24 protein-coding genes and 1 tRNA gene are annotated in these 22,837 nt (G+C 67.9%); 9 read left to right on the top strand and 16 right to left on the bottom strand.

The genetic code is table 11. The features are described 5' to 3' along the window. The first annotated feature begins 11 nt into the window (after window positions 1-11). The 6 genes from AC07NS_RS11410 to AC07NS_RS11385 all read left to right on the top strand — a co-directional run bounded on the left by AC07NS_RS11410 (window position 12) and on the right by AC07NS_RS11385 (window position 3,729). Entirely contained in the window at window positions 12-905 is an 894-nt protein-coding gene (locus tag AC07NS_RS11410) for a kinase (protein WP_494603205.1), read from the top strand. A gap of 160 nt (window positions 906-1,065) precedes the next feature. Beyond that, window positions 1,066-1,332 (top strand): hypothetical protein, encoded by a 267-nt coding sequence (locus AC07NS_RS11405; RefSeq protein WP_494603203.1) that lies wholly within the window; start codon window positions 1,066-1,068, stop codon window positions 1,330-1,332. Window positions 1,333-1,414: 82 nt separating this feature from the next. After that, window positions 1,415-1,864, top strand: coding sequence for a hypothetical protein (locus AC07NS_RS11400; RefSeq protein ID WP_494603201.1), 450 nt, complete (start codon window positions 1,415-1,417; stop codon window positions 1,862-1,864). Window positions 1,865-1,897: 33 nt separating this feature from the next. Next, on the top strand, window positions 1,898-2,092 hold the full coding sequence (locus AC07NS_RS11395) for a helix-turn-helix transcriptional regulator (RefSeq protein WP_110119977.1): 195 nt from the start codon (window positions 1,898-1,900) through the stop codon (window positions 2,090-2,092). Window positions 2,093-2,105: 13 nt separating this feature from the next. Further along, the gene (locus AC07NS_RS11390; protein WP_494603199.1) at window positions 2,106-2,786 is read left to right on the top strand and encodes a hypothetical protein; all 681 of its coding nucleotides are present in this window, start codon (window positions 2,106-2,108) and stop codon (window positions 2,784-2,786) included. A 52-nt stretch (window positions 2,787-2,838) separates the two neighbouring features. Then, a complete protein-coding gene (locus tag AC07NS_RS11385; protein ID WP_494603197.1) occupies window positions 2,839-3,729 on the top strand; it encodes a TraB/GumN family protein in 891 nt (296 codons plus the stop codon). Between the two features lie 7 nt (window positions 3,730-3,736). Here AC07NS_RS11385 and AC07NS_RS11380 read toward each other — a convergent pair whose 3' ends face one another. Further along, a complete protein-coding gene (locus AC07NS_RS11380) occupies window positions 3,737-4,228 on the bottom strand; it encodes a hypothetical protein (protein WP_494603195.1) in 492 nt (163 codons plus the stop codon). Window positions 4,229-4,293: 65 nt separating this feature from the next. Further along, a complete protein-coding gene (locus AC07NS_RS11375) occupies window positions 4,294-4,881 on the bottom strand; it encodes an HD domain-containing protein (protein WP_494603193.1) in 588 nt (195 codons plus the stop codon). Window positions 4,882-6,130: 1,249 nt separating this feature from the next. Between AC07NS_RS11375 and AC07NS_RS11370 the strand changes: the two genes are divergently transcribed. Next, window positions 6,131-6,205 (top strand) — tRNA-Gly (locus tag AC07NS_RS11370). Window positions 6,206-6,261: 56 nt separating this feature from the next. Here AC07NS_RS11370 and AC07NS_RS11365 read toward each other — a convergent pair. The 6 genes from AC07NS_RS11365 to AC07NS_RS11340 form a co-directional block, all read right to left on the bottom strand. After that, window positions 6,262-6,858: a hypothetical protein gene (locus AC07NS_RS11365; protein ID WP_494603191.1), complete on the bottom strand. Its 597-nt coding sequence runs from the start codon at window positions 6,856-6,858 to the stop codon at window positions 6,262-6,264. A 100-nt stretch (window positions 6,859-6,958) separates the two neighbouring features. Beyond that, entirely contained in the window at window positions 6,959-7,381 is a 423-nt protein-coding gene (locus AC07NS_RS11360) for an EF-hand domain-containing protein (RefSeq protein WP_494603190.1), read from the bottom strand. A gap of 148 nt (window positions 7,382-7,529) precedes the next feature. Beyond that, window positions 7,530-9,026 carry a PepSY-associated TM helix domain-containing protein gene (locus AC07NS_RS11355; RefSeq protein ID WP_494603189.1) on the bottom strand — a complete coding sequence of 499 codons (1,497 nt, stop codon included), beginning with the start codon at window positions 9,024-9,026 and terminating at the stop codon, window positions 7,530-7,532. Further along, window positions 9,026-9,589: a hypothetical protein gene (locus AC07NS_RS11350; RefSeq protein ID WP_494603188.1), complete on the bottom strand. Its 564-nt coding sequence runs from the start codon at window positions 9,587-9,589 to the stop codon at window positions 9,026-9,028. The genes AC07NS_RS11355 and AC07NS_RS11350 overlap by 1 nt, the downstream gene beginning before the upstream one ends. Then, a complete protein-coding gene (locus tag AC07NS_RS11345) occupies window positions 9,586-11,892 on the bottom strand; it encodes a TonB-dependent receptor (protein ID WP_494603187.1) in 2,307 nt (768 codons plus the stop codon). The genes AC07NS_RS11350 and AC07NS_RS11345 overlap by 4 nt, the downstream gene beginning before the upstream one ends. 119 nt (window positions 11,893-12,011) lie before the next feature. Next, window positions 12,012-12,746 carry a helix-turn-helix transcriptional regulator gene (locus AC07NS_RS11340; RefSeq protein WP_494603186.1) on the bottom strand — a complete coding sequence of 245 codons (735 nt, stop codon included), beginning with the start codon at window positions 12,744-12,746 and terminating at the stop codon, window positions 12,012-12,014. A gap of 95 nt (window positions 12,747-12,841) precedes the next feature. Here AC07NS_RS11340 and AC07NS_RS11335 point away from each other — a divergent pair, with 95 nt between their 5' ends. Beyond that, window positions 12,842-13,591, top strand: a complete 750-nt coding sequence (locus AC07NS_RS11335; RefSeq protein WP_494603185.1) for a glutathione S-transferase family protein — start codon at window positions 12,842-12,844, stop codon at window positions 13,589-13,591. 83 nt (window positions 13,592-13,674) lie between these two features. Beyond that, on the top strand, window positions 13,675-14,400 hold the full coding sequence (locus AC07NS_RS11330) for an energy transducer TonB (protein WP_494603184.1): 726 nt from the start codon (window positions 13,675-13,677) through the stop codon (window positions 14,398-14,400). 1,114 nt (window positions 14,401-15,514) lie between these two features. Here AC07NS_RS11330 and AC07NS_RS11325 read toward each other — a convergent pair. The 8 genes from AC07NS_RS11325 to erpA all read right to left on the bottom strand — a co-directional run bounded on the left by AC07NS_RS11325 (window position 15,515) and on the right by erpA (window position 22,811). After that, a complete protein-coding gene (locus AC07NS_RS11325) occupies window positions 15,515-16,594 on the bottom strand; it encodes a cytochrome c peroxidase (RefSeq protein ID WP_494603183.1) in 1,080 nt (359 codons plus the stop codon). 3 nt (window positions 16,595-16,597) lie between these two features. Next, window positions 16,598-19,105: a TonB-dependent receptor gene (locus tag AC07NS_RS11320; RefSeq protein ID WP_494603182.1), complete on the bottom strand. Its 2,508-nt coding sequence runs from the start codon at window positions 19,103-19,105 to the stop codon at window positions 16,598-16,600. A gap of 125 nt (window positions 19,106-19,230) precedes the next feature. After that, entirely contained in the window at window positions 19,231-19,572 is a 342-nt protein-coding gene (locus tag AC07NS_RS11315; RefSeq protein ID WP_494603181.1) for a hypothetical protein, read from the bottom strand. An 81-nt stretch (window positions 19,573-19,653) separates the two neighbouring features. Continuing rightward, entirely contained in the window at window positions 19,654-20,553 is a 900-nt protein-coding gene (locus tag AC07NS_RS11310; protein ID WP_494603180.1) for a hypothetical protein, read from the bottom strand. An 11-nt stretch (window positions 20,554-20,564) separates the two neighbouring features. Beyond that, window positions 20,565-21,107, bottom strand: a complete 543-nt coding sequence (locus AC07NS_RS11305; protein ID WP_494603179.1) for a hypothetical protein — start codon at window positions 21,105-21,107, stop codon at window positions 20,565-20,567. A 53-nt stretch (window positions 21,108-21,160) separates the two neighbouring features. After that, a complete protein-coding gene (gene xth, locus AC07NS_RS11300; RefSeq protein ID WP_494603178.1) occupies window positions 21,161-21,949 on the bottom strand; it encodes an exodeoxyribonuclease III in 789 nt (262 codons plus the stop codon). 86 nt (window positions 21,950-22,035) lie between these two features. Further along, window positions 22,036-22,197 (bottom strand): hypothetical protein, encoded by a 162-nt coding sequence (locus AC07NS_RS11295; protein WP_494603177.1) that lies wholly within the window; start codon window positions 22,195-22,197, stop codon window positions 22,036-22,038. A gap of 281 nt (window positions 22,198-22,478) precedes the next feature. Beyond that, window positions 22,479-22,811, bottom strand: coding sequence for an iron-sulfur cluster insertion protein ErpA (gene erpA, locus AC07NS_RS11290; protein ID WP_110120917.1), 333 nt, complete (start codon window positions 22,809-22,811; stop codon window positions 22,479-22,481). Window positions 22,812-22,837 lie beyond the last annotated feature (26 nt).

Raw genomic sequence — 22,837 nt, 5'->3', positions numbered from 1 at the left:
ATGGTCGGGACATGAGCGCGCCCGATCCGTCCTGGCTTTCCGACTTCATGCGTGACGAGCGGCTCGGTCCGGACTTCGTCGAAACCTTCCGCGTGCTGCACGCGCCGCTGGCCGAGCGCCTGGCGGCCGCCGCGCGCGCCCACGACCGCCCGGGCTTCGTCGCCGGCCTGTCGGGGCCGCAAGGGTCCGGCAAGTCCACCCTGGTCGCGGTGGTCGCCCGGCTGCTGCAGGATGAAGGGCTGAAGGTCGCGGTCCTGTCGCTGGACGACCTCTACCTGACCCGCGCCGAGCGTCAGGCGCTGGCCGCCGAGGTTCATCCGCTGCTGGCGACGCGCGGCCCGCCGGGCACGCACGACGTGGCCCTGGGCCTCGCCACGCTCGACAGCTTGGCCGGGGAGGGGAGCACGGCCCTGCCGCGCTTCGACAAGGCCGCAGACGACCGTGCGCCGGCGCCGGCCTGGCCGGTGTTCGACGGACCAGCCGACGTCGTGCTGCTGGAAGGCTGGTGCCTGGGCGCGGGGCCGCAGGGCGCGGCGGCCCTGGTCGAGCCCATCAACGCCCTGGAGCGTGACGAAGACCCCGACGGCGTCTGGCGCGGCTATATCGACGCCGCCCTGGCCGGTCCCTATCGCGATCTTTTCGGCCGTCTCGACTGGCTGGCCGTGCTGACCGCGCCCGACTTCGCCACCGTGCGGGCCTGGCGGCGCGAGCAGGAGGCCAAGCTGCAGGCGCGCCTGGCCGCGCAGGGCAGGCGAGGGGGCCTCGATCCGGCGGCCCTGGAACGTTTCCTCGACCACTACGAACGTCTGACCGCCTGGTGCGCCATCGACCTGCCGGAGCGGGCCGACATACACGTTCGGCTGGATGCGAACCGACGGCCGCTTACCCCACCGCGAGTCGCCTGAAAGGCAAGTCGGCCGACCTGCTCAAGCTGTCGCGCGACACGGCGTCGCACTACATATGGTGTTGGTCACGTTAACGGTCATCAAGTGCTAGTGTCCAGTTGTTGCGATTACACGCAGATTCGGTTTCGGATCCGCACGCGTCGACAGGAGCCATAGCGTCATGAACCGCCTCTTTTCCGGCCCGTTCTCGACCCACAGCCAGCGCGTCTCCGCCTGGGAGCGGGCCGAGCGCATCCCCGGTTGCGACAAGGCCGTCTGGCGCTGCGACGCCGAGGGCCGGGTGATCCGCTGGGACGACTACGGCGACCGCTTCTCGCAATATGGCTGGCTGCTGCACGCCGACCCCAAGGCCCACTGGCTGGCCAAGGCCCTGGGCGTCACCCCGCCGATGCCGCTCCACTGGCGCGGGGAGCAGAACGCGGCTTAAACGCGATTTTTGTACAGGGTCCTTGACACGACTCTGGATTGCGATGTCAATGTTCCTTGTCATTTTGACGAGGGGGCTTGGCATGTCGGAAAAGGTTCGTCGCCGGCTCACGCCGCTTGGCGTGATGAAGATCATGTTCTGGAGCTGCCTGGCCGTGGGCGCCGTGCTCGGCCTGTCGCTCAATTACGCCCGGGCCGCCGACATTGACCCGTCGCCGTTGCTGATCGGCTGGATCTTCGTCGGCGTCCTGCTGCTGGTGGTGGTCGGGGGCGTCGTGGGATGGGTCGCCTACTGGCGGCTCCTCGACGAAGCCGCGCGCGAGGCCCACAAGTTCGCCTGGTGGTGGGGCGGCACGTTCGGCGGGCTGGCGGCCGTGATCGTGGCGGTGTTCCTGCCCTCCCAGACCCTGACCGCCATGTTCGGGGGCCTGAGCGTCAACGCCTGGTTCCTGTTCGGCATGGTGGCCCTGATGTCGGCGCAGACGATCGGCTACTGCCTGGCCTGGGCCGGCTGGTGGCTGGCGCGGCGCTGAGGGGAGGGCGCGTGACCGTCCGATGATTCCCCGATGAAGAACCGCCTCAAGGTGCTGCGCGCCGAACGCGACTGGAGCCAGGCCGACCTGGCCCAGCGGCTCGACGTCTCGCGCCAGACCATCAACGCCCTGGAGACGGGCAAGTACGATCCCAGCCTGCCGCTGGCCTTCAGGATCGCCCGTCTCTTCGGCCAACCCATCGAAGCCATCTTCCAGGACGAAGCCTGACATGAGCCCTGACATGAGCGACGAGCCGCAAACCTCGAAAGTCTCGCCCCGCGCCCGCCGGGCCCTGATCTTGATGATCGCCGGCCTGCCCGTCGGCTTCTTTGCCGGACGCTGGCTGCTGGGCCTCAGGCGCGAGGGGCTGTGGGGCGGGTTCGACCCGTCGGGCGGCGACATGCTGGCCTTCCTCCTGGCGGCGTTCCTGGTCTTCGCCGGACTGGTCACCGCCGGCCTCGCCAGCAGCCGCAAGGCCCTGGGCCGGCGGATCAACGGCGACGACGTCCGCGCCGTCACGCCCGCCACCTCGGTCCAGGCCCGGTTCTACGCCGGCCAGGGACTGGTGCTGGTGCTGGCCGGGGCGATGCTGGCCGCGCCGCCGCTCGCGGTCGCCCTGTTCGACCCGCTGTCGCCGCTGCTGGCTTCGGCCGTCATGACCGGCCTGATCGCCCTGTTCCTGTTCCAGACCGTGGGCAACATCACCCTGTGGATCCGCAGCGACGAGCTGATGCGCCGGACCATGGCCGAGACCGCCGCCGTCTCGTTCGTCCTGTTCCAGGGGCTGCTGTTCCTGTGGGCCGCCGGCGAGAAGCTGGCCCTGCTGCCGGCCCTGACCCTGTGGGACGCCTTCAACGTCACCATGATCGGCTATCTGGCGATCTCCATGCTCATCGGCTGGCGGCGCGGCTTCGCCGACTAGCCGCCGACCCGATCCTTTTTCCTTTCCGACCGACCTTCACTAGGGGAGCTGCATGTTTCATTCGTCCATCAAGACCCTGCGCCGCGCCGTCGTCGGCCTCGTCTCGGTCCTCGCCCTGGGGGCGGCGACGCCGTCCCTGGCCGATCCCGCCCTGTGGGTGGTCAAGGACAAGGACTCGACGATCTACCTCTTCGGCACGGTCCACGTGCTGCGGCCGGAAACCCAGTGGCGCACGCCGAAGCTGGACGAGGCCCTGAAGACCTCGAGCAAGCTGGTCACCGAGGTCGCCGGCGCCGACGACCCGGCCGTGATGCAGCCGCTGGTGATCCAGTACGGCATCGACCGCGCCACGCCGCTGTCGAAGAAGCTGTCGCCCGCCGCCTGGGACAAGGCCAAGGGCTATGCGGCCGAGATGGGCCTGCCGCCCGCCGCGTTCGACGCTTTTCGCCCGTGGATGGCCTCGATCACCCTGGCGCTTGGTCCGATGCTGAAGGCCGGCTTCGATCCGAAGAAGGGCGTCGAGCAGGTGCTGACCGCGCAGGCCAAGGACGCCGGCAAGGCCCTGGGCAGCCTGGAGACCCCCGAGCAGCAAATCCGCTTCTTCGCCGACCTGTCGACCAAGGACGAGGTCGACCTGCTGGAGTCGACCCTGGAGGAGATCGACGAAGGCCCGGCCAAGCTCGACGCCCTGGTCAACGCCTGGGCCGCCGGCGACCTCAAGGCGCTGGAAGCCGAGTTCGTCACCGAGATGCGCGGCAAGTATCCGCCGCTCTACAAGAGCCTGATCGTCGCCCGCAACACCGCCTGGGCCGGCCAGCTCAAGACCAAGCTGGACGGCAAGGGCGTCAGCTTCATCGCCGTCGGCGCCGGCCACCTGGTCGGTCCCGACAGCGTCCAGGCCGAACTGGCCAAGCTCGGGATCAAGGCCGAGCGGGTTCAGTAAAGGCCGCTCAGGCCTCGGCCGCCGGCGCCCCGCGTAACGGGACGGCCCGCTGCACGCCATGCTCGTCCAGCATGCGCGCGACCGGGTCGACCTTGGGGATCGGCGCGCCGAGCGCCCTGGCCACGACGGTTCCTGCCCGGAACAGCAGGCCGGTCGGCACGGCGTTGACGGCATGGGCGGCCAGGGCCTCGTGGTGGTTGAAGGCGTTGATCTTCAGGACCCGCAGGTTGGGCTCGTAGAGCTTGGCGTAGCGGTCGGCGTCGATCCGGGGCACGCCGAAGCCGACCCCGAAACAGACCAGCAGCAGCGGGATCTTGCCGGGCGGCGGCTCGCCCGCCAGGCTGTGCGCCAGGAACGCGTCGCCGCCGACCTCATGGGCCTTGCCCTCGAACAGCCTGCGGTCGCACCGCCCGCACTGCACGGCGATGGCCGTCTCGTCCGCGTCGAAATTGTTGTGCGTGCCGCAGTGCAGGCAGCGTGCGCCGTGGATGCCGACCATGCCTTCCCCCGATTGAACCAGCGCAGCCTAGGCGCAGGGGGAGATCGGACAACCCGCGCGGGTGCTCATTCCGGGCGCAGGTAGATCGAGCGTTTCGGCGTGCTCATCACCCGCCGCAGCATCGGCTCGAACGCCTCAAGGGGCATCGTCTCATAGGCCGGGTCGAAGGCCGGCTGGTCGTACTGGTGGCAGAACTTCGCCGTCCGCTCGAAGTGCGGATGGCCCCGGAACGCTTCGCGCATGTCGCGGTCCAGGCCCAGGTGATGGAAGAAGTAGTAGCCCTGGAAGATCGCGTGGTTGGCCACCATCCAGTGGTTGGCCTCCGACACGAAGGGCTGGACGATCGCCGCGGCGATGTCGGCGTGATTGCGCGGCCCCAGGATGTCGCCGATGTCGTGCAGCAGGGCGCAGACCACGTATTCCTCGTCCTCGCCGGCCAGGTGGGCGCGGGTGGCGGTCTGCAGGCTGTGCTCCAGCCGGTCCACCGCGAAGCCGCCGCAATCGCCGGCCAGCAGCTTCAGGTGCCCGATCAGCCGCTCGGGCAGCTCGCGCCCATAGTCGCCGGCCGCCCGGGCGATGATCCCCCAGTCCTCGGCCGTGCCCTCGGTCATGGCGTGAAACCGCGCCCGCGGATGCTCCTCACCGTCGGCCATGGCGTCCTCCTCCCGAACGTCTGTTTGAGGAGGAGGCTGCGCCCGTGCGGGGCGGCCGTCAACTTCGGGGCGGGGAGGGCGGTTTCGGTGGCTGAGCGATGGGGCCTCGTGGCCGTCTCGTTCAAGCGCCAGGGGCAGTTTTTGGCTAATCTCGGACATTTGCAGGGCCAGCTAAGAGCGCTTCGAACCGGCGCACGCCAATTGCCTATAGAGGCGCGAGCGAGCTGATTTCGCTCGCGCCAGTTAGCTAACAGCCGAAAATGCACCGAACTATACGAACCGGATCTGTGATGACCTTTCGGACATCGCCACCAATCCCGAGGGCATTTAGGGCGTCATCCCTAGCTTTTGGAATTAGCGCGCTGTCACCTCCGAACGGGTAACCGTTCAATACGGCACCCATATCGACATAGAGAGTCTTCTCGGGAAGCGCTAACGACGCTCCACCTGTTGTTAGAATTGCGAGCGTCTGGATGGTCAGGTTGACTACTGAGTTTGCGGGTGCGGTCGCCTGAATGCACCCCCGTAATTCGCCTTGTAGATCAGCAGGCACCGTTGTGCGTAGCTGAACGGCGCGTTCTTGAAGGCCATAAGCTTCATTTTTAGCGACGGTGTACTGTTTATCCAATTCGGTGTACTGGGACGAAAGTGCAGCCGCCCTCTCTTTACTACCTGGTGCCGATAGCGTGGGGTCTGACTGAACGAGCTCAGCGAGCTGCTTGCTTACCCCGTTACGTTTATCCCCGAGATCCCGGATTGACGCCTCTAAGGCGGCAACTCGGTCCACAATACCGCCAAGTTCCGCGTTCGCTTGCCGTATCCGACCATTATATTTGTCATAGCAGTACTCACTTGCGTGCGCGGAGCCAGCCCAGCAGAACAAACAGGTCAAAAGTACTATGATAGCGCGATACATTTAGACCTCCCTTGTTGTTCATACGTGTGAAGTGACGCGATAGCCAAAGCGGCCACGCTAAGCGGTAGCATACTTTTGCGAGAATATTAAAAAATACGATCTAAGCGATAGTTTGTGCGATAGCACCCAGCGCATGAATGGCGCGGGGGGCTCAAGGCCCAACGCGAAGCGGCCTGCTTCCATGATCCCGCCCACACACCTCATTGCGCTTGAGCACGCCGCGAAGACCGGGTAGACGGGACGTCTTCGGAACGGTCTCTGTAGATCGCTGTGTAAACCGATCAGGTTCAGAACAGCGGGTAGAGCGATAAGCTCTTGAAAACATTGACGCGCGCGGGCGTAGTTCAGAGGTAGAACGTCAGCTTCCCAAGCTGAATGTCGGGGGTTCGATTCCCCCCGCCCGCTCCAAAACTTTCAATCACTTAGCCGATTCTTTCGGGGCTTCGTTTGGCGCGGTAAGCGGCTTAGTCAATCACGATGCCGGCGACGGCTTGGCGATAGGCCTCTTCGGCATCAGCCAGCAATTTTTCGCGATCTGAAACGAAACGCGTAAATGGCACCGTGCTGTGAGCCGCTCCATAGTTGACGCCCATATAGTGGACGAGGTCTTCCAAGCGGGTCCGCACAGCATGCACCCGCATGTACAGCAGCGCATTTGGCCAGCTCTCGATAGAAATTTTCAGCACCTTGGCGATGGGGACGCGCCGTTCTGCATCCAGAGCCTTGTAGCTGTCTTTGCTGGCTTGAACGTTCGCCGCTCTGATAGCCTCACGTAGTGCCGCGACGTCGTTCAAAGCCATGTCGACAGACGTAGAAATTGCTTCGATAAGGTCACGTTTAACCGCGCGGATTTCCTCATCACGTTGGGCTCGGTCTTCGAGGAGTCTCTGATCACCTCGCCGTGCAATATGTAGGGTAACAACGACGACGACGACATTGGCGAGGGCGGCCGCCCAATCCGCTGTAGCCCCAAAGCTGCCGTGTCCGTTTATGCCGCTGAAGATCAGGGCCGCCAGAAACAGTAAGGCGACGGCGGCTAGAAATTGGCCGAGTGGTCCCATGGTTACAACCTAAGCTCAACCATGGGACTACCGCAATGAGCTGCTTGGGCAACCCTGTTGGATGACCAAGAGGATTTACACTCTCAGTGCGCTGGCATCCTTACTTGTCGTCGCCGGTGATGAAGCCGTCGCCGTCCTTGTCGCGGCCCTTGAACTCGCGGTCGGCCAGGGCGGTGATCTCGGCCAGGGTGACCTTGCCGTCCCCGTTCCCGTCCTTGTCGGCGGCGGTGACCGCGTCGATGCGCTTCTGGGTCTTGGGGTCGTCGGCCGGGGCGGCCTTCAGGTAGAACTGGGTGATCTCGTCCAGGGTCAGCTTGCCGTCGCGGTCGGCGTCGAGCTTCTTGAACAGGCCGGCCCGCTCGGTGGTCCATTCGGCCGGGCTGACCTTGCCGTCGCCGTCCTTGTCGATCCGGGCCAGGCCGCCGTTCAGGGGCTCGCCGGCCAGGGCCGGGCCGGCCAGGGTGAGGGAGGCGCCGGCCGACAGGACGGCTGCCAGGGCGACGAGGGTCTTCGTGCGCTGCATGGGAGTGTTTCCTCGCTATCGTTTCTTGTTGTCGGGCGTGCGCCGGACGGGTTCGGAGGCGTGGCCCCCGCGTCCTGCTCGCACGCCCGAGATAGCGGCATTATTTCAATATACGAGTCAATGACTCATATATTGGGATTTGTTACCGTCAGGCCTTGGCCGTCCGGCGCGACGTCCAGACCGACGCCGCCAGCAGGCAGGCCCCCAGCACCAGCGAGGCGTCGAGGATCCAGGCGACCGGATCCACCGTCCGGCCGGTGTTGAGGCCCAGGTGCACCAGGGCCACCAGGGCCAGGCCGACGGCGCTGGCCAGGCGCAGGCGGATCGACAGCGTCGCCGGCGTCCACAGGAAGGCGCAGGCGTTGGCCGCCAGGGTGACGCCGCCCCACACCGCGACCGGCGGAACGCTGGGCGCCAGCAGGGCGACGATGGCCGAGACGGCGTAGGCCAGCGGCTGGCTCCAGCAGAAGGCGACCCACACCCGCTCCCAGCGCGGGGCCGGGCGGCCCTTGTCGCGCCGGCGGGCCAGCCAGATGGCCACGCCGCTGGCGGTCACGGCCGTGAGGCCCAGGCCCAGCAGGAAGTAGGCGACCTTCACCGGCCAGCCGCCGAACCAGCCGAAGTGCAGCGGCGTCAGGCTGGAATAGATGGCCATGCCCAGGTTGCCGCTCTCGAAGCCGGCCGGGCCCAGCACCTTGGCGTTTCCGTCGACGACCATGATCTCGCCGCGCGACAGCTTGCCGGGCGTGGTGCGGTTGACGCTCATGTGCTGGCCGGTCTCGCCGGGGTGCTCGACGAAGATGTAGTTGAAGCCGGCCTTGGGGTTCTGGGCCTGCAGCACGGCCAGGCCCTTGGCGACGTCGATCACCGGGGCGGGACGGGCGTCGTCGGCCACCGGCGGGCCGCTGAACAGGGCGAAGACCTTGTCCCGGTTCCCGTCGAACACCACCATGGCCAGCACGCCGACGATCAGCACGCTGAGGCCAAGGAAGGCGCCGGTCAGCGACACCACCACATGGAAGGGCAGGCCCCACACCGAGATGCGGTTGTGCAGGTCGGCCTCCTGCAGGCGCTTGGAGCCGCCCCATCGGAAGGCGAAAGCGTCCTTGAACACCCGCGGGTGCGACAGCACGCCGGAAACGAGGGAGGAGAGCAGGGCCACGCCCGTCAGCCCGACCAGGAAGAAGCCCCAGGTCCCCGGCAGGTGCAGGGCGGTGTGAAGCTTGGCCTGGAACTCGCTCCACGGCGTCATCTGCTCGGCGACGATCCTGCCGGAAGCGTCGGCGAACCAGGTGTGCTCGCCGCCCTTGGCGTCGTCGCCGTGCACCGACAGGCGGGGCAGGGCGGGCTCGGGCATGCGGATGAAGAGGTCGTGGGCCTTGGGGTTCTTGGCCAGCACCGCCTCGAAGGCCGCGCCGACGGCGGCCGGCGTCACGCTGTGCAGCACCGGGGCCGTGGGTTGCTCCCAGCGATTGAACTCGCTGGTGAACACCGCCACCGCGCCCGAGAAGCAGACCAGATAGATCAGGGCGGCGAAGGCCAGACCCAGCGCCGAGTGGCCGGCCAGCATGGCGCGCACGAAGGCGGCGGGGATCTTCGGCCAGATCGGCTTGCCGGGCTTGGGCTTGGCTTGCGGGGCGTGCATCAGAGGGAGCCCTTCAGGAACACGGCGCCGAAGCCGATGACGGTGACGCCGACCAGCACGGCCAGGGCGCGCAGGATCTTGTCGTCCGACAGGGTCCAGGCCATGCCGCCGGCCCACAGGAACGGCACCAGCATGCCGCCGATGATCAGCCGGGTCTTGACCTCGGCCGGGAAGCAGACGGCGACGGCCAGGCCCACGCCCATGGCCGCGGCGCCGCCCAGCGGTCCGGCCAGAAAGCCGCGCAGCCAGCCGCGCCAGGCGACGCGGCGGCGGTCCGACGGCTCCAGGGCCAGTTCGCGCGGGGCCTTGCGCCTGGCCGTCCGCAGTTCGACCCCGGCGGCGACCACGGCCAGGGCGACCGTCGAGGCCAGGGCCAGCATGATCGACGGACCGCGCACCACGCCCAGGATCGGCGCGGAGGCGACGAGCGTGGCCGCCAGCAGCGCCCAGCCGCCGACGATCAGCCAGGGCCGGCGGGCGTCGGCGTGGGTCCAGGCGCGCCGCAGCAGCAGCGCACCGGCCAGGGCCAGTGGGGCGAGAGCTAAGCCGCCGGCCCCGATCACCAGCGGGTCTCCAGCGTCACGCCCAGCACGCGTGGCTCGCCCAGCAGGGCCACCGGCACGTCGTCGCGGGCGTACTGCTTGTACTTCTCGTCCAGCAGGTTCTTGCCGAACACATAGGCCCCCCAGTGCGCGGCCTCGTAGCCGAAGCGGCCGTTGACCAGGGTGCGGGCGTCGGCGCTGTGGCCGTTCTGGTCGCCGCCGGCCTCGGTATAGGCGCGCGAGCGGTAGTTGGCGTTGAGGTTGGCGACCAGGCCGTTGTCCCAGCGATAGTCGCCGCCGATCGCAAAGGTCCAGTGCGGGGCGTAGGGGAATTCCGAGCCCGACAGGTCGCGGACGTCCGAGCCGGTGTCGACGCGGAACTCGTCGAACTTGGTGCGGGTGTGGCCCAGCGACGCCCACCAGTTGGCCTTGGGCGACAGGCGCTGGTTCAGCTCCACCTCGAAGCCGTAGAGGTGCGAGGCGCCGGCGTTCTCGGCCTGGTAGTCGTAGGTGTTGAGGCCCAGGTTGACGATCACCTGCTGGTCGCTCCAGTCGACATAGTAGGCGTTGGCGTTGGCCGTCAGGCCCCACTGCGGCCAGTAGGAGCGCAGCGACAGCTCGTAGTTCCAGGTGAACTCCTGGTCGTAGGGCACGACGGTGGCGCGGGCGACGTTGACCGTCGAGCCGCCCGAGCGGTAGCCGCGCTGCACGACGAAGCTGGTCGAGAGGTCGTCGGTCCAGGCGTACTTGACGCCGAGCTTGGGCAGGAAGGCGTCGAACTTGCGCGTCGAGCCGGGCGAGGCCGCGCCGGCCTGGGCCACCATCGAGGCGACGAAGTTGTTCACCAGCACCACGTACGGCGCGTAGGCGCCGAAGCTGGCCGGGGTCGGATAGGTTCCGGCGAACACGGCCGTCTGCGACGACTCCTGCTCGTTCTCCTCGTGGTCGTAGCGGAAGCCGGCCAGCAGGCTGAGCTTGGAGGTCAGGTCGAAGCTGCCGTCGGCGAACAGGGCGGTGGTGGTGACGATCTCGGGCGCGTCCGACGAATAGTCGACCGGGATCACCGGCAGGGCGGCGACATAGAGCGCGGCGAAGGCGTTGGCCTGCGCCTGGGCCGTGGCCAGCGGCGTTCCGCCGCTCACCAGGGTCGAAGTCAGCACGCTGACCAGGGTGGCGGTGGGGAAGTCCACGTTGGTCAGGCTGGCCGACTTACGGTCGGAGTCGCGCTTGGCGTGATAGAGGCCGACCAGACCTTTCAGCCGCTCGCCGTCGTAGTTCAGGCGCACTTCCTGGCTGGTGGTCTTGGTCAGCTCGTCCTGGCCGCCGTAGGACAGGGTCTGCGGGCCCAGGTCGGCGTCGTAGCGCTGCACCAAGTCGACCTTGCTCCACGAGAACGCGCCCGACAGGGTGAAGCGATCCCCCAGGCTCTGCGAGAGCTCCAGGTTGAAGATGTCGGTGGTGATGTCGCTGGTGTTGGGCGTGTTGGTCGTGCTGACCCGGTGGTCGTAGAAGTCCGGCGTGTCGGTGCGGGCGTAGGTGTAGAGATAGCCCGACTTGTTTTCGTTGCGGCTGTAGGTGGCGATCGCCTTGAAGCCTTCCAGCGCCGTCGGCGTCAGCAGCAGCTTGCCGCGATACGAGCGGGTGTCGACGGCGTCGTCGTCGCGCTTCTGCACGGTGTTGTAGACGAACCCGTCGGCCTGGCGATCGTGGAAGGCTGCCCGGAAGGCCAGCTGATCATCGATGATCGGGCCGCCGCCGGCCAGGCCGATCGAGCGGTCGTCGCCGCTGGCGAAGGCGACCTGGCTCTTGAAGTTCCAGTCGAAGGTCGGGTCGGTGGTGCGGATGATCACCGCTCCGGCCAGGGCGTTGCGGCCCTGCAGGGTCGATTGCGGACCCCGGAAGATCTCGACCTGGCCCACGTCCCACATGTCCAGCGGACCGCCGTACATGGCGCGTTCGGGAATGGCCGCGCCGTCGACATAGACCGTGGCCAGGCCGCTGGTGCCGCCGCCCGAGACGTTGTTGTTGGCCACGCCCCGGATCGTGAAGCCGCTCTTGCCGTAGGTCTCGCTCATGTTCGCCGTCTTGGCGACCACGTCGTAGAAGCTGCGGATCTGCTCGCGCTCGATCGTGCGGGCGGTGGTCACGGCCACGCTGGTGACGGTGTCCTGCAGGGAGCGGGCGGTCTTCTCGCCGGTCACGACCACGGCGTCGACCGCGGTGGGGGCTTCGGGGGCCGTCGCGATCGGCTCCTCGGCTCGAACCACGCCCGCCAGCGCCGCCCACGCGCCCAGGGCGCTCGCCATCATCAACCGCGATCTCATGCACTTCCCCCGTTACTAAGAACGGGTCGCAGCTACCGGGCGTTCAATTGCGAGTCAAATGCAAACTCATTCGCAAAAGTAATCGCAGGGCGCTCAGTTCCGATGGCTGACGTTCCGGTTCAGGAGGAGGGCAGGGCCGGCCCCGCCGCCTTGGCCGCGTCGTAGGCGGCCCATTCCTCCTCCATCTGCCGCTGCCAGCGCGCCCGCAGCACGGCCGGCCGCTGGCCGTGGCGGTCGTCGAGGAACTGCGCGGCCACCACTCGGTCGGTGCGGAAGTTGCGGAAGTCGGCCCGCAGCTCGCACCAGGCGATCAGCATCCGCACGGTCGAGAGATAGCCGACGGTCACCGGCCACACGATCCGCTGGCTGACCGCGCCCTTCTCGTCGCGATAGTCCAGGCGGATCTTGCGGCCGGCGTGGATCCAGGCCCGGGTCTGGGCCATGTCGATGTTGTCGGGCGTCGGGTTCCAGGGGGCGGGGGCGCGGGTCGCCGGCTCCAGAACATAGGGCCGCAGGTTGTCGGGCACGGCGGCGGCGATCTTGGCAATGAGGTCGCGGGCGGCGGTGGCCAGGGCGGGATCGCCGCGTCCGGCCACCCATTGGGCGCCCAGCACGGCGGCTTCGATCTCGTCCGGCGTCAGCATCAGGGGCGGCATGTCGTATCCGGCCTCCAGCACGTAGCCGACGCCCGCCTCGCCGCGGATGGGCGCCCTCTGACCGACCAAGGCGGCGATGTCGCGATAGACGCTGCGCTTGGAGGTCTCCAGTTCGGCCGCGATGGAGTCGGCGGTGACCGGCGTCCGGCTGCGGCGAAGGATCTGGATGATCTGGAATAGGCGTTCAGCGCGTCTCATGGGTCCAACTGTGCCGGATCGTTGCTGACAGCATGCTGGCAGCAGGGTGGCGGCAGTCTCTCTCCATCGCAAGACCGCACGAGAGGGACCTCGAGATGATCACGCTCTACGCCGCCGGCCCGGCCTACGGCCTGCCTGAGGGAAGCCCCTACGTCACCAAGACCGAGATCCACCTGATGATGGCGGGCCTTGCCTACCGGAAGGTCCCGGCCCATCCCGAGACCTCGCCCAAGGGTCAGCTGCCCTGGATCGACGACGACGGGGTCAAGGTCGCCGACTCCACCTTCATCCGCGCCTATCTGGAGCGCAGCTACGGCGTCGATCTCGATGCGGGCCTCACCCGGGTCGAGCGCGCCCAGGCCTGGGCGATCGAGCGGATGGTCGAGAACCAGCTAGGCTGGGCCAACTGCTACTTCCGCTTCTTCGACTTCGACAATTTCGAGAAGGGGCCGGCCCACTGGTTCGACGGCGCCCCGGAGGCCATGCGCCAGGACCTGAAGGCTGGCTTGCTCGACGCGGTCGAGGCCAACCTCAAGGCCGTCGGGATCGGCCGCCATGGCCCCGACGCGATCGTCGAGCTGGCCGCCTGGTCGCTGACCGCGCTCTCGGAGATGCTGGGCGACAAGGCCTTCATGATGGGCGAGCGGCCGACCAGCGTCGACGCCATCGTCTTTTCCATGCTGGCCCAGATCCTGACGCCGTTCTTCGACTCGCCGATCCGCCAGCGGGCCGAGGGCTTCGGCAACCTCGTGGCCTATGCCGAGCGGATGCTGGCGACCTTTTATCCGGCCTTCGTATCGGAGGTCCGCCCGGAAGCGGCCGCGGAGACTCTGTGGGCCGCGTGATCCGTATCCGTCCGGACATTGTTTCGAGGTGCGCCTTCCTGTAGATGCGACGCATTCTTAGAGAGTGCGTGGAGTCTATCGGCGTGGGACGACCCCGGACGGGCGGGCGAGGCGGGGAAAAGGCGCTCGCGACGGGCGTTTCCCTGGGCCTGCACGCGGCCGCCGTTCTGGCGCTCGTCGGCTTCGTGCGCACCATGCCGGGCCTGTCCGAGCCGCCCGCCATGGAGGCGGCGCTGTTCGAGGCCCTGACCCCAAGCCCCGAGCCTTCGCCGTCTACGGCGTCGAGCGAGCGGCGGGCGCAGGAGGTGCCGCGCGAGGCCCGCAGCGCCTCGCCGATCCGGCCGCGTCCGGTCCCGATCCCCGCGCCCGAGCCGCTGTACGCCGCCCCGCAGGTCGCGCCCCAGCCGGTCGAGAGTCGGGTGTCGTCCGCAGTGACCCCGGTGGCGGTGGTCGCCGCGGCCGCTTCGGCCCCGGCCGGCGGCGGCGCGCCGGTGCAGGTGCGCGGCGATGCGTCCAAGTCGCACGATCCCTACGCCGCCCAGGTGCTGTCATGGATCGAGGCCCGCAAGACCATGCCCGAGGCCCTGCGCCGCCGTCGCTCCCAGGGCGTCGTCGTCGTGGCCTTCACCCTCGACCGTTTCGGCCGGATGTCGCGGGCGGTGGTGGTCGAAAGCAGCGGCGACCACGCCCTCGACGCCGCCGCCATGGACCTCCTCACCGCCGCCGCCCCGTTCCCCAAGGCCCCCCGCGGCTCCGACTGGAACCGCCGTCGCTTCGAGACCCCGATTGCGTACGCGGTGAAGGGGTAGAGAAAGATCCTCCCCCTCTGGGGGAGGTGGCGCGAAGCGCCGGAGGGGGGGCGTTTTCAGCTTCCACCGCGCTGGCCGGCCATTCCCCGTAAAATCCCCGCGAAAGCGGGGACCCAGGCTTTTCACTACCCCAAACACAACCCCGCCTCCCTCGCCCCTGTGGCGAGGGCCCATGTCGGCGACCGCTCAGACCTCGGCCGTCCTCGACAGGTCTGAGCGGCTGAACGATAGATCCTGGGCACAAGGCCCAGGAAGGCGATGTTTGGGTGTGGCGAAGGCCGTGAACGCACACCGATCACACGGCGTAGTCGGAAAAGAGTCCCACCAATTCAACGTCCTACAACTTTATAACCCCAACTTATCCCCACCCACTCAACCGCCCCCATAATCATCCCCATCCCAGCCATGGGGAGGGCTCTTGGTACCGGCCCGAGTCAGCGGCTGCGGATCGCATCGAGCGGGGCCGCTTGGGGCGTCATGGGAAGGGCGGGTTTGCAGGATCGCTCAGAAGGCGTGATTGGGCCGCCAGCCGTTCCGTGACGAAACAGGCGGGTCGACAGGGCCGGGATCGTTTCAAACCGGCCTAACAGGATCAGCCGAGGCCGCCGCCGGATCACCGCGGGGCTATTGGTCCTGCCCGTCCGAGGGACAACCGGGTCCAGGGTTGAAAAAGCACCCGCGCCCCCGGTCCTTCGAGCCTACGATGTGGCGGAGCGGTCAGACGAAGCCGAAACGCAAACAAACCATACGGTCTCCGGGCTCCGCCCGGCCGCTCCGCGCCTCCCCACACCTAACGCGCCTTCGCGCGGGAGCCTGTGAAGCCGTGTCCATACATCAAGGAACCTCCCCCTGTGGGGGAGGCGATCGCGCAGCGATCGGTGGGGGGAGTGACCTGCGAAATCAGCCGCCACTCGGAAAGCTGAAACCGTCCCCCCACCGGCCTTCGGCCGCCTCCCCCACAGGGGGAGGTTCGCCGCAACAGACCCTCCCCCCGAAGGGAGAGGTGGCCCGGAGGGCCGGAGGGGGAAGTTTTTGCTGACGTCGAGACCGCTGCTGGCGCACCAGCAACTTCCCCCTCAGTCGCTTCGCGACAGCTCCCCCTTCAGGAGCATCGTCAAAGCGTCTCCAGAAACGCCACCAGCGCCGCTTTCTCCTCGCGCGTCAGGCCGAGCGGCTTCAGCAGCGGAGTCGTGGTCGGGAACAGGCGGTCGCCGACCTGGTCGGGCTTGGGCCGCAGCCGGGCGCCGCCTTCGTTGTAGAAGTTCACGGTGCCTTCCAGCGTCGGGAAGATGCCGTTGTGCATGTAGGGCCCAGTGCGCGAGATCCCACGCAGCGACGGGGTCAGGAAGGCGCCGACGTCGGCCGGGTCGCCGCTGACCTCGTAGCGGCCCAGGTCCTGCAGTTTCCGGCCATAGAAGCTGAGGCCGATGTTGTGGAACTTGCCGTCCGACAGCAGCGGGCCGTTGTGGCAGTTGGCGCAGCCGGCCTTGCCCTGGAACAGTTCCAGCCCCTGCAGTTCCTGGTCGCTCAGCACCCGGCCGCCGAGGCTGAGCACCCGGTCCCACTTGCTGCTGCGCGGCTTGAGCGTGCGCTGGTAGGCGGCCAGCGCCTTGGCGGCGTCCTGGGCGGTGACGCGCTTTGTACTGAAGACCTGCGTGAAGGCCTTGCGATAGTCGGGATCGGCGTTCAGCCGGCGCTCGACCTCGCGCGGGTCGGCGGCCATCTCCTTGTGGTCGACCAGGGGGGCCAGGGCCTGGGTCTCCAGGCTGCCGGCCCGGCCGTCCCAGAACAGCGGCGTGCGCCAGGCCACGACGGTCAGGGTCGGGGCGTTGCGGCGGCCGCGCTGGCGGTCGTGGCCGAACGAGGTCTTCACCCCGTCGCCGAACGCCAGCTCGGGATTGTGGCACGAGGCGCAGGCGATCTGGCCCGAGGCCGACAGTCGGGGGTCCTCGAACAGCTTCTGGCCCAGCGCGACCTTTTCCGGGGTCTGCGGATTGTCGGCCGGGGCGACCGGAGCGGGCAGGGCGCCGAACGGGGTGAACGAGGCTCCGGCCAGCAGGGTAGGGGCCGGCCAGGTCTCTGGCTTGCCGGAGAAGGCGGCGCGGCGAACCGCGTTCGCGTCGGGAAGCGGCGCCAGCCCGATCAGGGCCGCCGCCGTTCCCAGCAGGAGCAGGAGATTCGCCGCGCGCTTCATGGGTTAGAACTTGTAGCTCATGCCCACCCAGAACGATCGGCCAAGCTTGTAGGGCTGGCTGGTCGACGAGGCCGTCACCGTCTGCGGCGTCACGTCGAACAGGTTGGTGATCCGCAGGTCGAGGCGGGCCTCGCCGTACGCCGTCTTGGCGATCAGCGCCTGGATGTTGGCGTTGAAGGTCGTCTGGGCCTTGTAGCGGACCACGTCCCACACCGCATAGCGCACGCTGCTGACGGTCTGGTACGTGCCCGTCTCCTCGATCTGGTCGAAGCCCGAGCGCCAGCGGGCGTTCAGGTTGGTGCGGATGCGGCCGTTCCACCAGTCGGCGCTCCAGTCGGCGTTGACCAGGCCAGGCGCGGCGTAGTTGAGGCGCTGGTTCTCGGAGATCACGCCCAGCAGGCTGCGCACCTCGCCCTTGTAGTAGATCAGCTCGTCGGCGTACTCGCTCTCGTCCGACGGATCCTCGTAGTAGTTGTCGCTGAGGTTGTCCTCGGTCTTCGACCACGAGCCGTTGAGCGTGACCGTGTGGCGGCCAAAGCCCCGGCTCCATTCGGCCGACAGGCCGCGGAACGAGGTCTCGCCCTCGTTGCCCAGGTGCGTGGTGTTGTAGGTGTAGGTCTGGTTGTTGGTCTCGCGGACATAGCTCTGCACCGTGACCACGCCGGCGGTGAACTGGTCGCGGGCCTCGCGGGCCACGCCCTTGATCCGCGCCACGCCGCCGAACACCGGCTTGGAGAGGGCGAAGGTCAGCTCGTCGGAATAGGGCGTCTTGACGCCGGTGCCCGCCACGCCGGCCGTCACCGAGTGCGAATAGAGGTACCAGTCGCCGGCCACCAGCTGGCCGTTCACCGTCGAGGTGGTGCGGCGATAGACCTTGGTGCCCGGGTACTGCGACTTGATCGCGTAGCCCAGGAAGTCGCGCGAATAGTAGCGGTTGGCGCCGACCGTGGCGGTGACCGCCCACGGCAGTTCGTAGACCACCGACAGGCGCGGGGCGAAGCTGTGGTTGTCGAGCAGGCTCTCGTGGTCGTAGCGCAGGCCGCCGCGCACGGTCAGCGGGCCGTGGCTGACCTCGTACTCGGCGAAGGCCGAGACGGAGTCGAGGCTCGCCTCGGCGTCATAGGCCGCATAGTAGATGGCGCTGGTCAAGACGACGTCGCCGGTCTTGCAGGCCACGTCGCCGGTGGCGCAGGAGACCAGGCTGCTGACGGTGCCCTGGCTGTAGGCATAGTTGTCCTCGGGCCGGCGCTTGCGGGCCGTGACGTGGCCGTAGTCGGCGCCGACGCGCAGTTCGCCGCCCAGCAGGGGCTGGCTCCAGCGGGCCTGCAGGCCGATGTCTTCCTGCCACTGGTCGAGGTCGCCGAAGCTGCCCTCGGTGCAGTTGGTGTTGGAGCACCAGTCGGCGTAGTTGGAGGCCGAGGGCCAGGAGAAGTTGGGATCGGGCGCCTTGCGGCCGCTCTGGGCCTTGGCGTAGGTGGCCGCCAGCGACCAGTTGGCCTCGTCGCGCTTGCCGGCCAGTTCGAGCTTGCCGGTCAGGCCGCCGCCCTTCTGGGTCATGACGGCGTTGCGCGAATTGTTGGCCGAGTTCTCGCTGGTGTAGGGGCTGTAGGCGATCTGGCCGCGCAGCACGAGGTCGGGCGCGAGATCGGCCTCGACCTTGGCCAGCACGTTGTCGCTGCGGCTCTTCAGGCCGAACGCCTCGCCGCCATAGGCCGCGGCCCGGTAGTAGGTCATCTCGGTTTCCTGCCGGCCAGCGCCGAGCAGGACCCTGACCTTGTCGTTGATCGGCAGATCGACCGTCGCGTTGACCTTGCACTTCTCGTAGTTCGGGTGGGCCGGCACGCTGGAGCCCAGGGCGTCGCGCGTGGCGTTGGGGATCTTGAACGAGGTCAGGCTGTCGTTGGTGCAGCCGAAGGTGACCGAGCCGCCGAACACGTGGGCCGGCTGGCGCGTCTCGATCTGCACCATGCCGCCGGTGAAGCCGCCGTATTGGGCCGAGATGTTGCTGTCGCGGACGGTCAGGCTCTCGATCAGGTTGCTGTCCAGCCAGATCGACTGGGCGCTGCCGCCGGCGGTCTCGTTGTAGTTCTGGGCGTTGCTCGACAGATCCACCACGTTCAGGCGGCTGTTCACGCCGACGCCGTCGATCGAGAAGTAGTTGTCGTAGTACTGGCCGCCCGAGAGCGAGATGTTGGCCGGCCGCAGGTCCTGGATGCTGTCCTGCGTCGCCAGGCCCTGGTCGGCGTCGAAATTGGCGTAGGGCAGGATCTTCAGGGTCTCGATGACGTCGCCGTTGCCGGGCGTACGGTCCTCGATGGCGCGGCGGGTGATCTTCGAGGTGCCGGAGTCGACCGGGTCGGCGGCCTGGTAGGCCGCGGCCGGCGGCTGGGCGGCGGTCGCCTCGATGCTGACCTTGGGAAGGCGCTCGGCCTGTTCGTCCTGGCTCCAGGCCTGACCGGCCGCGCCCAACGCAACGGCCATCGCCGCGGTGGCCAACATCGCTTGCTTCATCACTCGCCCCGTACTCACGCTTGTGCGTATCAATCGCAATAAGGGCGCGGGTCATACGGGTGTTGAGATCGACTCGCAACTACGTGCTGGCCGCAATGGCAAAAAATGGGCGCGGGCGAACGGCGTTAGCGTTTCTTGCGCCGGCGCAGGGTCTCTTCGAACTGACGCTCGTTCTCCAGTTCGAAGCCGCTGGCGGGCACGAAGCGGCGTTTCATCATCAGGCCGTCGTCGATGGTCCCCGACCCGGGTTCGCGCATCTTGGGCTGGCGATACCAGTTGGTCGGCTCGGTGGTCGGCAGTTCGCGTTCGTCGACGAGGGCCAGGTGCTCGGCGGCCTCGATCTGGCTGACCGCGCCGTCTCCGTCGCGATCGGCGCGGCTCAGCACCAGCTTCTGCGGCGCCAGGGTCTGGGCCACGGCCGGGGCGGCCAGCAGCAGGGGCAGGGCGAGGACGGCGAGGCGGATCATGACGCGTCTCCCACGATGATCCCGAACGGGACGGCCCAAGGTGACGCAGAGCGGATCCGCGCGCAACCCTGGCGAGAGGCGTCAGTCCTCGTCGTCGAGGTCGAAGGGCAGCTCGTCCTGGTCGTCCTTGGGCGAGCGCGAGGCCTTGGAGACCGGCTTGTAGGGCCGCTCGGGCGGCTGGTAGGCGGGACCATCGTCGGCGTCGTCAGCCCAGGCCTGGATGGGCGCCTCGGGATCCGACCAGGGCGGATCGGCAGCCTCGGGGCCGTCGTCGATCTCCTCGAACAGCGGAGCGGTGGCCACGGCCGCCGCGCTCGCGCCGGCGCTGGCCGTCACGGCCTCGCGCGCCGAACGATAGGGCGCGGGCTTCTCGAGGGCTTCGGCCGGCGCAGGACGGCGGGCGATTTCGGGCTCGGCGGCCTTGGCGGCCGGAGCGGGCGAGGCGCCGCGCGGCGCCAGCGGGCGGCGCACGATGGCCTCGGCCCGGGCCAGCCAGCGGTTGGCCTCCTGGATCGCCTGGGCGGGCGAGCGGCTCTGGCGCTGCTGCTGGTCGCCTTCCAGCCAAAGGTCCAGCTCGAAGTCGGGGTGGCGGGGATCGTCGAAGATCATGCGCAGGCAGACGCGGCTGGCCTGCTGCACGATCTGGTCGATGGCCCGGCGCTGCTCGCCTCGGAAGACGCGGCCGATGACCTGGTTGTCGACCGACAGCTCGGCCCCCATCAGTTCGTCGATGCGGTAGAGCAGGCACCAGGTCCCGTTGTCCCAGGCGACGGCGGCGGTGTTGGTGTCGAACGAGAAGCCCGCGCCCTTGCCGCGGCCGTGAGCGATGATCACGGTCTCGGGTTCGCCCTTCAGCACGTGGCGGAGGGCGCGGCGGATACGCCGCTCTTCGTCCATGAACCAGATGGCCGCGCTGCCCATGAAGGTGACGGCCGAGCCGGCGATGGCCACGAGAACAAGGAGACGCCAGAACTCGCTCATGGCCCGGGAGGCTAGCGGGAGTCTGGGATTCGCGACAGGGGGGCGGCGTCGCGGCAAATTTGACCGCCGTCGCCCAGATGCGCCGACAGGCTGGGGCGTCGGCGTTTCAGCGCCGTCGTCAAGGTCAGCGCGGTGGGCCGTCCGGCCATCGAGAAGCAATAGATCTCGGTGCGCTCCTCCTCGGTGGAGTCGTACGACGGCGATGGGGAGGGGACCGAAACCAGCGGCCCGTCGGCGGCCAGGGTGTCCAGAACCGCTTGGCGCAGCTTCGCGCCGTCGCCGTGCGACACCTGCAGGTGGCAGCCGGCGCCGTCGACCAGATAGACCGTGCCCGCCCCGGTCATCCGGTAGCTGCGGAGCACGGGGCCCTTGAAGGACTGCACGCGGATATAGGGGTTGTTGAGGGCCTCGATGCTGGTTCCGGCCCGCCGCGCCGCCAGGCACCCGTACTGGAAAGCGTAGCGCGTCGATGCGGTCGGCGAGACCAGCGCGGCGTAGGCGGGTGTCGGGGCGGCGGCCCCGATCTGCGCGGCCAGCAACAGGGACGTCAGCATGGGTTCATGATCCGGTGTGAGCGTTTACTCACAATAACACGGATCGCCGAAGTTTAAAGCTTCAGTTTCGCAACCACCGGAACGTGGTCCGATGGCTTCTCCTTGTCGCGCTCGTCGCGGTGGATCGTGACGTCTTCGAGGATGTCGGCGGCCTGGGGCGACAGCAGTAGGTGGTCGATGCGGATGCCCAGGTTCCTGGGCCAAGCGCCGGCCTGGTAGTCCCAGAAGGTGTAGCCGCCCGGCGCGCCGTCATACTGCATGTAAGCGTCGGTGAAGCCGAGGTTCTTCAGCGCCCGGAAGGCGGCGCGGCTCTTGGGCTGGAACAGGGCGTCGCCCAGCCAGGCTTCGGGATTGGCCACGTCCTCGGCCTCGGGAATGACATTGTAGTCGCCGGCGATCACCAGCGGCTCCTCGAAGGCGAGCAGGCCCTTGGCGTGTTCGTGCAGGCGGCGCATCCACGACAGCTTGTAGGCGAACTTCTCGGTGCCGATCGGATTGCCGTTGGGCAGGTAGATGCCGACAACCCGTACGGGCTTGGGTCCGGAGATCACCGCCTCGACATAGCGCGCCTGCTCGTCCTCGGCGTCGCCTTCGAGCAGCGGCAGCCCCTTGCGGACGTCCTCGAGCGGATGTTTCGAGAGCAGGGCCACGCCGTTGTAGGTCTTCTGGCCGTGGACGACGACGTTGTAGCCCAGGCGCTCGAAGGCCTCGGCTGGGAACTTCTCGTCGACGCACTTGATCTCCTGCAGCACCGCGACATCCGGCGCCTCGGCCTCGAACCAGGCCAGAACGTTGTCCAGGCGGGCGTTGACCGAGTTGACGTTCCAGGTGGCGATGCGCATGGCGGGCTCCGAGCAGGCGCGCGGAGGCTAGGGGGCGCGGCCCTCGGGCTCAAGCGGCCGAAGGGAGATTTCGGGGGATAGGGCGCTTAGCCGATCTGATCGATGATCAGCTCCCGCAGTTCGGCGCGGGTGAGGCCGGGCCACGCCCAGAGGGTGGCGGGCGAGAGCGGGGAGGTCACGGCAGGCGAAAGGTTCGGGGTGCGCGGCTTTTGGACAGCGATGGGCGCACGAGTGGTGTTGGTTTTCATAGAGTTCCAGTTTGGGAACGACGATGTGGTCGTTCCGGATGATCGAATTAGTGGAGAAAAGCCCGCCCGCGCCGCTGAACGGCGCATGGGCGAGAGGGCGCTTTCAAGCGGCTTGGTCAGCCGCGAGCAATCAGCGCTCGCCGATATATGGTGGGTGGATCGTCGTATGCAATGGCCACGCAACGACCGCGACTCCAGGCCGCAGACGCCGAAAAGCGCGACGGGCGCCAAGTCGCCCCCGTTTCGAGCGGGTGTCGGCGTTGGCCCGCGGGCCTTCGCGATCAGATCGAGAAGCTGACGCCGCAGCCGCAGCTGGACTTGGCGTTGGGGTTCTTCACGCGGAACTCGGCGCCGGCCAGTTCGTCGACGAAGTCGATCTCCGAGCCTTTCAGCAGGGCCAGGGAGATCACGTCGACCAGGGCCGCGGCCCCGTCGCGCTCGATCTTCAGGTCGTCGTCCTGCGCGGCCTCGACCAGATCGAACCGATATTGGAAGCCCGAGCAGCCGCCGCCGTCGACGGCGACGCGCAGCATCACCTCGCGGCCTTCGGCCTCGGAAAGCGCGTGCAGCCGGCGGGCGGCGTTCGAAGAAAGCGTAACGGTGGTGTCGGTCATGGCTGTGGAAACTTCATCTATCGCCT

Source organism: Caulobacter sp. GW821-FHT10A10, assembly GCF_059415745.1.
This window is presented reverse-complemented; position numbering and strand designations above follow the sequence as displayed.

Excerpts from the sequence above, each read along its gene's own strand:
- AC07NS_RS11410 (WP_494603205.1), top strand. The coding sequence starts at position 12 with ATGAGCGCGCCCGATCCGTCCTGGCTTTCCGACTTCATGCGTGACGAG.
- AC07NS_RS11405 (WP_494603203.1), top strand. The coding sequence starts at position 1,066 with ATGAACCGCCTCTTTTCCGGCCCGTTCTCGACCCACAGCCAGCGCGTC.
- AC07NS_RS11400 (WP_494603201.1), top strand. The coding sequence starts at position 1,415 with ATGTCGGAAAAGGTTCGTCGCCGGCTCACGCCGCTTGGCGTGATGAAG.
- AC07NS_RS11395 (WP_110119977.1), top strand. The coding sequence starts at position 1,898 with ATGAAGAACCGCCTCAAGGTGCTGCGCGCCGAACGCGACTGGAGCCAG.
- AC07NS_RS11390 (WP_494603199.1), top strand. The coding sequence starts at position 2,106 with ATGAGCGACGAGCCGCAAACCTCGAAAGTCTCGCCCCGCGCCCGCCGG.
- AC07NS_RS11385 (WP_494603197.1), top strand. The coding sequence starts at position 2,839 with ATGTTTCATTCGTCCATCAAGACCCTGCGCCGCGCCGTCGTCGGCCTC.
- AC07NS_RS11380 (WP_494603195.1), bottom strand. The coding sequence starts at position 4,228 with ATGGTCGGCATCCACGGCGCACGCTGCCTGCACTGCGGCACGCACAAC.
- AC07NS_RS11375 (WP_494603193.1), bottom strand. The coding sequence starts at position 4,881 with ATGGCCGACGGTGAGGAGCATCCGCGGGCGCGGTTTCACGCCATGACC.
- AC07NS_RS11365 (WP_494603191.1), bottom strand. The coding sequence starts at position 6,858 with ATGGGACCACTCGGCCAATTTCTAGCCGCCGTCGCCTTACTGTTTCTG.
- AC07NS_RS11360 (WP_494603190.1), bottom strand. The coding sequence starts at position 7,381 with ATGCAGCGCACGAAGACCCTCGTCGCCCTGGCAGCCGTCCTGTCGGCC.
- AC07NS_RS11355 (WP_494603189.1), bottom strand. The coding sequence starts at position 9,026 with ATGCACGCCCCGCAAGCCAAGCCCAAGCCCGGCAAGCCGATCTGGCCG.
- AC07NS_RS11345 (WP_494603187.1), bottom strand. The coding sequence starts at position 11,892 with ATGAGATCGCGGTTGATGATGGCGAGCGCCCTGGGCGCGTGGGCGGCG.
- AC07NS_RS11340 (WP_494603186.1), bottom strand. The coding sequence starts at position 12,746 with ATGAGACGCGCTGAACGCCTATTCCAGATCATCCAGATCCTTCGCCGC.
- AC07NS_RS11335 (WP_494603185.1), top strand. The coding sequence starts at position 12,842 with ATGATCACGCTCTACGCCGCCGGCCCGGCCTACGGCCTGCCTGAGGGA.
- AC07NS_RS11325 (WP_494603183.1), bottom strand. The coding sequence starts at position 16,594 with ATGAAGCGCGCGGCGAATCTCCTGCTCCTGCTGGGAACGGCGGCGGCC.
- AC07NS_RS11320 (WP_494603182.1), bottom strand. The coding sequence starts at position 19,105 with ATGAAGCAAGCGATGTTGGCCACCGCGGCGATGGCCGTTGCGTTGGGC.
- AC07NS_RS11315 (WP_494603181.1), bottom strand. The coding sequence starts at position 19,572 with ATGATCCGCCTCGCCGTCCTCGCCCTGCCCCTGCTGCTGGCCGCCCCG.
- AC07NS_RS11310 (WP_494603180.1), bottom strand. The coding sequence starts at position 20,553 with ATGAGCGAGTTCTGGCGTCTCCTTGTTCTCGTGGCCATCGCCGGCTCG.
- AC07NS_RS11305 (WP_494603179.1), bottom strand. The coding sequence starts at position 21,107 with ATGCTGACGTCCCTGTTGCTGGCCGCGCAGATCGGGGCCGCCGCCCCG.
- xth (WP_494603178.1), bottom strand. The coding sequence starts at position 21,949 with ATGCGCATCGCCACCTGGAACGTCAACTCGGTCAACGCCCGCCTGGAC.
- AC07NS_RS11295 (WP_494603177.1), bottom strand. The coding sequence starts at position 22,197 with ATGAAAACCAACACCACTCGTGCGCCCATCGCTGTCCAAAAGCCGCGC.
- erpA (WP_110120917.1), bottom strand. The coding sequence starts at position 22,811 with ATGACCGACACCACCGTTACGCTTTCTTCGAACGCCGCCCGCCGGCTG.